General features: G+C 68.1%; 11 protein-coding genes and 1 pseudogene. 2 read left to right on the top strand and 10 right to left on the bottom strand.

The window, feature by feature from the left end; all coding sequences use genetic code 11:
• A partial coding sequence (locus LI94_RS17625) for a carboxylesterase family protein (RefSeq protein ID WP_046302005.1) occupies positions 1–1,456 on the bottom strand: 1,456 nt, incomplete at its 3' end.
• Between the two features lie 114 nt (positions 1,457–1,570).
• Between LI94_RS17625 and LI94_RS17620 the strand changes: the two genes are divergently transcribed.
• The gene (locus tag LI94_RS17620; RefSeq protein WP_024440419.1) at positions 1,571–2,824 is read left to right on the top strand and encodes a cytochrome P450; all 1,254 of its coding nucleotides are present in this window, start codon (positions 1,571–1,573) and stop codon (positions 2,822–2,824) included.
• Here LI94_RS17620 and mftG read toward each other — a convergent pair.
• The 7 genes from mftG to mftA all read right to left on the bottom strand — a co-directional run bounded on the left by mftG (position 2,806) and on the right by mftA (position 9,398).
• Complete coding sequence (gene mftG / locus LI94_RS17615) at positions 2,806–4,254, bottom strand: mycofactocin system GMC family oxidoreductase MftG (protein WP_046302004.1); 1,449 nt, start codon at positions 4,252–4,254, stop codon at positions 2,806–2,808. The genes LI94_RS17620 and mftG overlap by 19 nt on opposite strands.
• A 6-nt stretch (positions 4,255–4,260) precedes the next feature.
• Positions 4,261–5,673, bottom strand: a complete 1,413-nt coding sequence (mftF, locus tag LI94_RS17610) for a mycofactocin biosynthesis glycosyltransferase MftF (RefSeq protein WP_046302003.1) — start codon at positions 5,671–5,673, stop codon at positions 4,261–4,263.
• Entirely contained in the window at positions 5,670–6,416 is a 747-nt protein-coding gene (gene mftE / locus LI94_RS17605) for a mycofactocin biosynthesis peptidyl-dipeptidase MftE (protein WP_046302002.1), read from the bottom strand. Before mftE ends, mftF begins: the two co-directional genes overlap by 4 nt.
• Positions 6,417–6,611: 195 nt before the next feature.
• Positions 6,612–7,802 (bottom strand): pre-mycofactocin synthase MftD, encoded by a 1,191-nt coding sequence (mftD, locus tag LI94_RS17600; RefSeq protein WP_046302001.1) that lies wholly within the window; start codon positions 7,800–7,802, stop codon positions 6,612–6,614.
• Positions 7,803–7,804: 2 nt separating this feature from the next.
• Positions 7,805–8,998, bottom strand: coding sequence for a mycofactocin radical SAM maturase (gene mftC, locus LI94_RS17595; RefSeq protein ID WP_046302000.1), 1,194 nt, complete (start codon positions 8,996–8,998; stop codon positions 7,805–7,807).
• Complete coding sequence (gene mftB, locus LI94_RS17590) at positions 8,995–9,300, bottom strand: mycofactocin biosynthesis chaperone MftB (RefSeq protein ID WP_046301999.1); 306 nt, start codon at positions 9,298–9,300, stop codon at positions 8,995–8,997. Before mftB ends, mftC begins: the two co-directional genes overlap by 4 nt.
• Before the next feature lie 2 nt (positions 9,301–9,302).
• Positions 9,303–9,398, bottom strand: coding sequence for a mycofactocin precursor MftA (mftA, locus tag LI94_RS22495; RefSeq protein ID WP_081654424.1), 96 nt, complete (start codon positions 9,396–9,398; stop codon positions 9,303–9,305).
• 105 nt (positions 9,399–9,503) lie between these two features.
• Between mftA and mftR the strand changes: the two genes are divergently transcribed.
• Positions 9,504–10,100, top strand: a complete 597-nt coding sequence (gene mftR, locus LI94_RS17585; RefSeq protein ID WP_024440426.1) for a mycofactocin system transcriptional regulator — start codon at positions 9,504–9,506, stop codon at positions 10,098–10,100.
• Positions 10,101–10,110: 10 nt separating this feature from the next.
• Here the strand turns inward: mftR and LI94_RS17580 are convergent, their stop codons facing one another.
• Together LI94_RS17580 and LI94_RS22490 are read right to left on the bottom strand one after the other, a co-directional pair.
• Positions 10,111–11,157 (bottom strand): TIGR03857 family LLM class F420-dependent oxidoreductase, encoded by a 1,047-nt coding sequence (locus LI94_RS17580; protein ID WP_024440427.1) that lies wholly within the window; start codon positions 11,155–11,157, stop codon positions 10,111–10,113.
• Positions 11,154–11,234, bottom strand: a pseudogene (locus tag LI94_RS22490) (nuclear transport factor 2 family protein); the annotation flags it as partial. The pseudogene LI94_RS22490 and the gene LI94_RS17580, both read right to left, overlap by 4 nt.
• Positions 11,235–11,253: the final 19 nt, after the last annotated feature.

Here is an 11,253-nt window from a genome sequence, read left to right as displayed (position 1 = left end):
TGTGTATAAGAGACAGGTCCAGCGGCGGGGCACCGCCGATGTCGAAGAGATAGCGCATCTCCAGCGAGTGGGTCGCGCCGATCGGGAACGGCACCTGGTCGAACAACTCCGGAGCCGGTGCGTGCGGGTCATCGAATTCGTAGCCGTAGACGGGCGCGCCGCCGCTCAGGCCCCGGGCCATCCGGTCGGCCAGGCAGGCGAAGATGTCGTCCGTCGCAGCGGCCGCGTAGGCCAGCGAGACGCTGCCGTCGAACCGGCCCGGCGGATAGTGCTCGGCGACCGCGGCGGCCGAGTCGCGGCCGAAGGTATCGCGCAGCTCCTCGGGGTATTCCGCGGCGGTGATCTCCTGTCCGACGCGGAGATATCGCAGCGCGACGAACATGGTGAACTCATCACGGTTGACCCCCAGCAGCACCGGCGTGCCCGCCGGCCCGCCCTCGGCCGGCGACTCCCGGAACACCCGCACCGGATCCTTGGGCAGCAGCGCGCCGCCGACCACCGGCCCGCTGAGGCGATCCGTGCCGAACCGCGAGTACCACAACGGCTTGGCCAGCCGCTCGGGCGGCAACGCCCGCAGGCACGACGCCGTCTGCTCGTCCGGGTCCTGCGGTGCGGTGGCTCGCTCGCCGCATCCCAGCGATTCGGTGTACTCACGGCTGATCCGCTGCGCCTCGGATACCTCGACCTGGGCCTGGCACGGCCCGCTCTGAATGATGGCGGCCCGGAACAGGCCGGCGGAGTCGGGGGCGGCCAGGTGGTCACAGACCGACATACCGCCGGCAGACTCGCCGGCGATCGTCACTTTGTCTGGGTCACCGCCGAATTCGTCGATATTGTCGCGAACCCAACGCAGGGCCGCCTGCTGGTCGGCCAGGCCATAGTTGCCGGGGTCCCCCAGCGCCGGGTCGGCCAGGAAGCCCAGCGCCCCCAGCCGGTAGTTGATCGTGACGACGATGACGCGTCCGCGGACGGCAAGCCGTTGCGCGTGGTAGATGTCGCCGGCCCCCCGCATGAAACTGCCGCCGTGGATCCACACCATGACCGGGAGCGGTTCGGCGGCTGAGCCGGTGGGCGTCCAGACGTTGAGCGTCAGGCAGTCCTCGCTGATCGGGTCCACGTCGGCGGCGTCCGGTTGGATGCACCAGGGCCCGCGTCTGACCGCGTCACGCACGCCCGGCCACGCCGGCATCGGCGCCGGGCGTTGCCACCGCAACGGCCCCACCGGCGGCGCGGCGTACGGGATCCCTTGAAACAGCCGGTGATCCGGACCCACGGCGCCCCTCAGCAGGCCAGAGCCGGTCCGCACCACGTCGGCGTTGAGCGCGACCGCCCGGGGCCCCACGCTCGGGTGCGACGCCGCCCCGTCCGAGCGCGCGCACCCGCCGGCCAGCACCGCGGCCAGCGCCAAGACGACGGCGCCGACCCGGCGACCCCACCGACACGATCCGATCGACATGGTCGAAGAGCCTAATCGGGGTGGATCAGCCCAAAGCGCCGCCACGACGGCCGGAGATCCGCAACACTGGCTTCAAACCTGACACGTGTCAAGAATATTGTCGAGGAGCAGGGTATGAGCACACCGATCATCGACCAGGCCGCCCAGGTGTTCGTCGACCCCAGCGCCTATGCCGATGAGCCCCGTCTGCACGCAGCCCTGACCCATCTGCGCGCACACGCACCGGTGTCGCTGGTCGACCATCGGCCCTACCGCCCGTTCTGGGCCATCACCCGCCACGCCGACATCATGGAGATCGAACGCGACAACCAGCTGTGGATCAACGCGCCGCGTCCCCTGCTGGCGCCAGCCGACGCCGACGACCTACAGCAATCCCTGCTGGAGTCCGGGATGGGTCTGCGAACGCTGATCCACATGGACGATCCGCAACACCACAAGATGCGCGCAATCGTCTCAGACTGGTTCCGCCCCAAGGCCATGCGAATGCTCAAGACCCGCATTGACGAGCTCGCCGCACAGTACGTCGAGAAGATGGTGCAACTCGGCCCGGAGTGCGACTTCGTCCAGGAGGTCGCGGTCAATTACCCGCTGTTCGTCATCATGTCGCTGCTGGGGTTGCCGGAGACGGACTTCGGTCGCATGCTGCGGCTGACCCAGGAATTGTTCGGCGGCGACGACGAGGAGTACCGCCGCGGCCTGACTCCCGAGGAACAGCTGCCGGTGCTGCTCGACTTCTTCTCCTACTTCGGAGCGCTGACCGCGGCGCGGCGCGCACAACCCACCGAGGACCTGGCCTCCACGATCGCCAACGCGACCATCGACGGCGCACCGCTGTCGGATGTGGACAGCGCCTCTTACTACGTCATCATCGCCACTGCCGGCCACGACACCACCAGCGCGGCGATCAGCGGTGGCCTGCGGGCACTGGTCGAACACCCCGATCAGCGCGAGCGGCTGCGAGCGGACCTGCGTCTGATGCCGACCGCGGTCGAGGAGATCATCCGCTGGGTGACGCCGGTCAAGGAGTTCATGCGCACCGCCACCGCCGATACCGAGGTGCGCGGTGTGCCCATCGCCGAGGGCGAATCGGTTTATCTGTCCTACGTTTCGGCCAACCGCGACGAGGACGTGTTCGACGACCCGTTCGCCTTCGACGTCGGGCGCGACCCGAACAAGCATCTGGCGTTCGGCCATGGTGTGCACTTCTGTGTGGGATCGGCTTTGGCGCGTATGGAGATCAGTAGCTTCTTCAACGCTCTGTTGCCGCGGCTGGAGGCCATCGAACTGGCCGGTGAGCCGCAGTTGGTGTCGACGACGTTCGTCGGCGGCCTCAAGCACCTGCCGATCCGCTACCGGCTGCGGTCCTGACCGCACAGCAGTGTCACGGCACGGTGCGCGAGCATCGCGATCGTCGCGTGCGGCCCGCGACTGGTGATCCGGGGCAGCGCCGAGCCGTCGATCACCCACAGCCCGTCGATGCCACGCACCCGGCAGTGCGCGTCGAGCACCGCCGTCTGGTCGCCGTCCGCTCCGATCGGCGCACTACCGCACAGGTGCTGTGATGTCGACCAGCGTGGTTCGGCACCAACATCGCGCAACGGCAGCATCTGCTTGACCAGGTCCACTCCGCGGCGCAACGCCAGCAGATCCTCGGGCTCGGTGTCATAGCGGTGTTCGATGCGAGGCGCTACCTGCGGGTCCGCCGAGATCAGGCTTATCCGGCCGCGAGCACGTGGAGTCATCAGCGCAACCCCGATCTGCGGCTGATCGGGCGTGACGGCCTCACCGACCATGGTGGCGAAACCTGCTGTGTAGGGCCGGATCTCCAAGTTCTCATAATGCAGCACGGTCTCCAACACGGGGCGACCCGGCGTGCCCGGCCATTCCGCCGCCACCAGCCATTCCGGGTGATCCGCACAGTGCGCGCCGACGGGAAGCGCTGCCCGCACCGCGACACCCGCGTCGCGCAGCATCGTCTCCTCACCGACACCGGACAGCATCAACAGGTGCGCTGAACCAATCGCCCCGGCGCACAGCACGATTCGATCCGCCGTCAGTGTGAGGGGACCCTGATCGCCGATCGCTTCGACTGCGATGGCTCGGCCGGCTTCGATGGCGATGCGGACCGCCCGAGTCTGGGTGAGCACCGTAAGGTTGTCCCGCGACAGCGCCGGCCGCAGGTATGCGATACCCGGCCCAGCGCGTACGCCGTCGGCAGTGATGTTGAGCGGCACGGCGCCCGCGCCGTACTTCGTGGTCAGCGTCGCGTCGTTGAGATCGTCGATCCAATCGAACCCTGCTCGCTGCACGGCATCATTGAATCGCTTTGTGTTATCGCACATTTCACGGGTGCGACGAACCGGTATCGGGCCGGCGTCGCCGTGCTGGGGGCCCTGGAAGTCGAGGTCGGTCTCGACGGCCCGAAAGGACTCCAGCAACTGCTCCCACGCCCAGCCCGCCGGGTAGCCGGCGAAGTCTGCCGGCAGCCCCCGGCAGAAATACCCCCCGTTGACCGCGCCGGAGCCTCCCACAGCCGCCCCCCGCACGATCGTCAGCGCATTGCCGGCCCCGCTGATCAGCTCGGCGCGGTAGCGATGCACCAGCCGGCTGGCAGGGCCGATCGGCAACGTCAGCGCGTCGGCGGCCTGGGCGGCTAGGACCGGATCCTGGAGCCCTGGGCCCGATTCCAGCACCGTGACGGTGTACGAAGGATCCGACGAGAGCATGGCCGCGACAATCGATCCCGCGCTTCCAGCCCCCACCACCAGCGCATCGCTGTGTACCACCGGAACGGTCAAGGCGGCCTAGCTGCGAATCTGCGGCTTGAGCGCGGCAAGGTTGCGTTCGCGCACCACCCCGGTCCACAGGCCGGCGCCGTAGGCCAGATCGTCGACTCGTTTGAGCAGCAGATAGGCCGGCAGCCCCAGGGGCCGGGAGTCGTCTTCACTGCGGGCGTGCCGCAGCCAGTCCACCACCCCGTCGGCGACGGCCGCCAGCAGGAGCGCCTTGCGGCACCGCTGTGACACACACGCTGCCAGTATGGCGACCGGCCAGTAGTGCCGGCACAGTGCCGAGGCGAGCTGCAGCCCGGCGCTCGCCAGTCCGCGCAGCGTCACCATCAGGACATCCGCCGGCGCGGTGTCTGGGCCTCGCATAGACCGGGCCACCCGGTGTCCGGTCAGCGCGGCGATCGCCAGCGAGACCAGATAGCCCAGCGCCGAGCCGAGCGCCATCAACGCCCAACCCGCCAGCGCCCAACCGGAGATCACCATGGGTGCGGCTTTGTCGGGATGACGGGCCGACAGCGGTGCCGCCGAGCCTCCGTAAAAAGCTTTGCGCGCCACCCAGTCCCGCAGATCCACCCGATGATCGTGGGCAACCTGCGCGATCGGCTCGTAGCGCAGCCTGCTGCCCGCGTCCACCAACCGCCAGCACAGGTCGACGTCTTCACCGGAGTGCAGTGCCTCGTCGAAGCCACCCAGCTCGCGTAGCGTGCTGGAGCGGCAGATGATGGCCGCGCTGGGGACGTAGGCGACCTTGCCGTATGGCACCACCGGCGCTTCGCAACCGCCCAGGTCCAGCGACGAACGGATCGCCTCGTACCGCGCGACCAGGTGACCGCTGTCGGCCATGCCGACGATGCGGGGGGCGACCAGAGCCACGGCCGGGTCGCAGAAGTGCCCCAACAGGGCCTCCAGCCAGCCCCGGCGCGGCACCACGTCGGAATCCAGGAACGCCACGAAATCCGTCGTGCAGGCCCTCAACCCGGTGTTACGTGCGGCCGCCGGGCCCCGGTTCTCCTCGTGGCGCAGCACCTGCACCTCGCAGCAGTGGGCTGCGGTCAGATCTTCCTGGCGGATCGGGATCTGCGATCCGTCGTCCACCACCACGACGCGCAGTCCGCGCAACGCCGTTACCAGCCGTTGCAGCCCGATGATGTTGTCTCGCACCGGAATAACCACAGTCACGTCTCGATATGATGGCCCGCCGGCGGGCCGTGGGTGGGCGACGGTGGCGTCGAGCAGGGTTCTGGCCAGTTGTGCGCTGACGGCGTCGCGTACTTCCAACCGGCCATCGGACAGCATCCCCTGGGCGGCCGGCGCCAGCCGGAGCAGCCGGGTCGGCGAACCGCCCAGCAGGGTGGATCCCCGCCCCAGGACCCGCACCTTCCGATCGACCTGCACGGCGAAGCCGTCCGGCAGCCGAGCCGCGCTCATCGCAGCATCCCATCCGGGCCGGGGGCCCAGGCACCGATGGCCGCCAGCCCGGCGTCGACCATCTCGCGGAAGATTCGCTGTCCCTCACCGGCGGTAGCGGTGGTGGGGTCCCCCAGCACCCCGACGGCGCTCACCGCGGCGACGCCGCCGTCGCGCATTGCGGGCAGCAACTCCGCCAATGGCGCGCGATTGCCCGGCAACGCCCGGTCGAACCTCACGCTGTCCGGCGAAAGATGCAGCAGCAGAGACGTTTCGGTGTGACCTGCGTGAGCATCGGCGCCCGGGGCGGCGCACGGAAGCCAGGCCACGTCGCGGCCTTCGAACCGCAGCAGGCGTACCGCTTCGACCAGGGCCGGCACATTGCCGCCGTGGCCGTTGACGAAGACCACCCGCTGCGCCCAGCAGCAGGCGGAGCGGCCGTACTCCAGCAATAGCTGGATCAGCGCCTCGGTGCCGATCGAGATGGTGCCGGCAAAGCTCTGATGCTCGCCGCTGGCCCCGTAGGCAATGGCCGGCGCGACCGCCGTGCCGGGCCCCGCCCCGGCACCCGCCGACCGCTCGGCCAGCTGCTGGGCGAGCGCCCGCGCGACCCGGGTATCGGTGTCCAGCGGTAGGTGCGGGCCGTGCTGCTCGGTCGACCCCACCGGGACCAGAAGCATCATCCCCCGCCCCGGCAGCTGACCTTGTAGCTGGTTCTGCAGCTCGCTCCACGTCGATCTACCGAGCTCGCCGCCAACCGCCATCGGACGATGGTAAGCGAATTCACCTGTCGTACACCAGTTGTTGGCGACTACGACAGGCGTTAATTTTTCGCGGCAGAGGCCCGAAATGGTCTCAGCTGATCACGTCCGTCCCGTACGCCACGGGCGTATCAGGACTGGCGCCGATTTAGCAGGTGGATACGCAGCTCCGACGAGAGGCGGACCCCGGCCGGCCGCCTAGACCCCGGCGGCGGGCACGCCCAGCGCCCGGGTGAATCCGGCCGGAATCAGGATGTCGTCCGTCGACAGATCGTGCACCGAGGCCCGGCCGAGGCCCATCAGGGCCGAGTCGATGCCGCCCCGGAGGATGTCCAAGACGTTCTCCACCCCGGGCTGTCCGGCGGCGCCCAGCCCCCACAGGTAGGCGCGTCCGATCATCACCGCACGCGCTCCCAGCGCCACCGCCTTGACGACATCGCTGCCCCGCCGGATGCCACCGTCCAGCAACACTTCGATCTGGTCGCCCACAGCCTCGGCGATGGCCGGAAGCGCCCGAATCGTCGCCGGGGTGCCGTCCAGGTTGTTGCCGCCGTGGTTGGAGACTGAGATGGCCGAAACACCCGCGTCCACAGCACGTTTCGCATCGTCCACCCTCATCACGCCCTTGAGCATGAAGGGCCCGCCCCACAGCTCACGCAGCCAGGCGATGTCTTCCCAGGTGGGCGGCGGGGTGCCCATCCACTCCCCGTAGGCCTGGAAGAACGGCGGCCCGGCCTCGCCGGGGCCCGCTTGGTTGGGCACCCGCAGGCTCGGCGGACGCATGGTCTTGGCCCAGCGCAGGAACCATCCGGGCCTGGTGAGAGCCTCCGGCATCATCTTGACCATGGTCTTGAGGTCCATCTTCTCCGGGATCGTGGGACTGCCCCAGTCCCGCCCGTGCGAGAAGCTCCAGTCGGTGGTGGCGATCATCCCGACGGCCCCGGCCGCCCGGGCACGCTCTGCCCGCTCGGCGATCGCGTCGCGTCCGCCCAGCCAGTAGATCTGAAAGAAGGTCTTGGGGTTGGCCGCGATGACCTCTTCCATCGGCTTGCTGGCAAACGATGAGAGACCCATCGCGGTGCCGCGCGCCGCGGCCGCCCGCGCGACGGCCACCTCGCCCTCCGGGTCGACCGCCTGCACGCCGGTCGGCGAGATCATCACCGGCATCGAGATCTCTTGCCCCATCACGGTTGTCGACAGTTCGCGGCTGGCCGGTACACCCACCACGTGCGGGGCGAATCCCAGTTCGCTGAACGCCGCCACGTTGTCGCTGACCGTCAGACCCTTTTCGCTGGCCGAGATCAGCGAGGAGTAAGCGGACTTCGGGAGCCGCTTTTTGGCTCGTTCCTGGGCAATAGCGACAGTTTCGAACCAGACATTACGAGCCATGATCAGATTGGACTTTCATTGCAGAGGCGGGCCGGCGGACGCATCGACAGCGTCAACGGCACCACAGTGGTGATCGGCTTGCCGCGGGAGTGGTCCGTGGCTGGGCGGGGCTTGGTGCGATCGGCGGCCAGCGCTGGTGCACCGTAACCCTGGACGCATTCCGGATCGGGTCCATCCAGTGGCAGGCCGGTGAAGAACTTTGCCGCCATGCAGCCGCCCCGGCAGCTGTCGTAGTGGTCGCAGCTTCCGCAGGCGCCGGCGGACTGCGGCTCCCGCAGTTCACGAAACAGCGGGGCGTTCTTCCAGACGTTGCCGAAGCCCGTCCCAAATCCTGAGTCGGACAGCACGTTTCCGGCCAGAAAACGGTCGTGGATGGCGAATGGGCAGGCGTAGACATCACCGATGGGGTCGATGAGGCACACCACGCGCCCCGCACCACACATGTTCAGCCCGGCCAGCGCGCCGGGCGCGCCGAGGCCGGACAGGTGGAAGAAGGAGTCGCCGGTGAGCACCCGCTCCCCGTTGGCCACCAGCCAGTCGTAGAGCTGAACCTGCTGGTCGGCGGTCGGGTGCAGGTCATCCCACACGTCGGCGCCTCGTCCCGATGGCCGCAACCGGGTGATGCGCAGCGTGGCGCCGAAGCGGCTGGCCAGGGCGGCGAAGTCATCAAGCTGGTCGATGTTGTGGCGGGTTGCGACGACTGAGATCTTGGCGTCGGAGAATCCGGCCGCGGCGAGGTTCCCCAGGGCCCGGATCGCCATGTCGAACGAGCCGGGGCCGCGGATCGGGTCGTTGACCGCTGCGGTGGCGCCGTCCAGGGAGATCTGGACGTCGACGTAGTCGCTGGCTGCCAGCTTGGCCGCCACCTCGGGGGTGATTCGCAGACCGTTGGTGGAGAACTTCACCCCGACGTGGTGCTCGGTGGCGTAGTCCACCAGTTCCCAAAAGTCCGAGCGCACTGTGGGTTCCCCGCCACCGATGTTGACGTAGAACACCTGCATGCGTTCGAGTTCGTCGATGATGTCCTTGCATTGCTGCGTGGACAGCTCGCGGGGGTCGCGCTTACCCGACGAGGACAGGCAGTGCACGCACGCCAGGTTGCAGGCGTAGGTCAGCTCCCACGTCAGGCAGATCGGAGCGTCAAGCCCGTGCTCGAACTGTTCGATAAGCCGGGGCACCGGTGCCACGGATGTCATTGGCCCTCCCTGGGCATCAGCATCTTCGAATCCGCCAGCACGCGCAGCGCATGCAGGTACGGACCCTGATCGGCATCGTCGACTCCGGCTGCGCGGCAGGCGGATCGGACATCGTCGTGGTCCGGAAGAGACCGCACCACCTCGACGATGGTGCGGTTCTTCAGGAACGACAACTTACGGGTGCCGAAGTGGTACAGCAGCGCACCAAACGACTCCGGGCGGAGCGCCACCTGCGGGTGCAGCTCCCAGCCGCGGTCGGGGTCGAACGCTGTTGCCTCCGAGGCCACGGCGACCTCCGGCATGGTCAGTAGACGCCGCACATGCCGTCGATGGACACCTCTTCGACCAGGCTTTCGGTCACGAGCTCGGCATTGGTGTCGTTCTGCTGGTTCTGGTCCATGACGCGGGCCTTTCTCACGTTCGGGTTCGACAAAGGACTGTCGTGTCGGTCACAATCTCGGACAGAATATGGCATCGAGTGCCGTAAAGGAAGTGGGGCTGTCAGATGGGCGGTACGCCGGGTCCGCAGCCACGCGCCGGGCGGCGTCGCTCCACCACCCCGCAGCACATCACCGACGTGGCGATCGACCTGTTCGCCGCCCGCGGATTCGGCGAGGTCAGCGTTGATGACATAGCGCAGGCCGCCGGCATCGGCCGTCGCACGGTGTTCCGGTACTACGCCAGCAAGAACGCCATCCCGTGGGGAGACTTCGACGCGCACCTGCACCAATTGCGGGAACTGCTGGACGCTATCGAGCCCGCGGCGCCACTCGGTGACGCGCTGCGTGCGGCGCTGTTGGCGTTCAACACATTCGGCGCGAGTGAGACAGCGCGGCACCGCCGGCGGATGCGGGTGATCCTGCAGACCGATGAGCTGCAGGCCTACTCGATGACGATGTACGCCGGCTGGCGCAACGTCATCGCGGAGTTCGTGGCACGCCGGGCGGGTCTGGACGCCGATGAGCTGCGTCCGCAGACGGTGGCGTGGATGATGCTGGGGGTGGCGCTCAGCGCATACGAACGCTGGCTGGGCGATGAGTCGCTGGTGTTGCCACAGGTCCTCGGCGAGGCGTTCGACGCCATCCGCGGTGGCCTGGACTGAGTGTCAGCAGTTACCCCGCGATATCGCGATAGGCGGCCACTACCGGCTCCAGTTCGTCTGGGGTGGCACCGTGCATGATCAGCGCGTCGGCACCGTAGCCGAACTCCTCGCGGATGCGCTCGGCGCAGCGCCGGGCGGAGCCGGTGGCCGCCGGTTCCAGCCACTCGTCGGGGATCAACGTCGCGATGTGCTCGATCTGCGCGGCGGTGGCCTTGTGGTCGATACCGCCCGGGATCGATGTCACCACCGGGTCTTCGCGGAAGCGCTGCAGCACGGCCGGGTCCCAGTTGTTGGTGCGCACCAGCAGGTCGCCGTAGCCCTGTAGATAGGTGGCCAGGCGCGCCACCGTTTTTTTGAGCCGCAGATCTTCGGGCAGGTGATCGCCCACGGTGGCGAAGCACGACCACACCCGCACGCTGGCAGGGTCGCGGCCGGCTCGTTCCGCGGCGTCCTTCACCGTTTTCACGCTGCGCTGCAAGGTCTCCGGAGTGAAGTAGGTATGCAGGATGACGTCGTCGAACAACGTGCCGCCCAACTCGAGCGTCTTCGGCCCGAACGCCACCAGCGCCAGCCGGATGTCTTCATGGAAGTCCGGGTCCAAGAACAGCACCTGATAGCGGCCGATCGGCCCGTCGTGACCCAAGATCACCTCGCCTGTCCAGAGTCGGCGCATCACCTGCGCGAAGTCGGCCATCTGCGCGGTGGTGACGTTCGGGATCCCGAACGCGGCGTACATGGCAGCCACACCGCGGCCGATGCCCAGGGTGAACCGTCCCCCGGACAATCGGTGCATGGTGGTCGCCCATGACGCGGTGATCAATGGATGGCGGGTGTTGTGATTGGTTGCCGCGGTGGCGATCTGCATCCGGTCGGTGACCGCACACGCGGCCCCGACCAGCGACGACGCCTCTTTGACGTTCCAGCGCTCGGAGATGAACGCGGTCCCGAACCCGAGTCCCTCCCCACGGCGGGCTTCATCCATCAGTGCGGCCGGGCCTTCCCCGCCGGCGCCGGCCAGCAAGTAGTAGCCCAGTTCGTCGAGGACCCGGTCAGTCATGCCCAAACCCCTTGCTTGTAGCCGTCATTCCACACCTCGGTGATCCTGCCGTCGATCACGCGGAACACTTCCATACCTGTCTCTTATACACATCTC

The organism is Mycobacterium sp. UM_Kg27 (genome assembly GCF_000972905.1).
GTDB lineage: Bacteria > Actinomycetota > Actinomycetes > Mycobacteriales > Mycobacteriaceae > Mycobacterium.
Note: the sequence above shows the minus strand (reverse complement) of the source record. Positions and strands in the feature narration are given on the sequence as shown.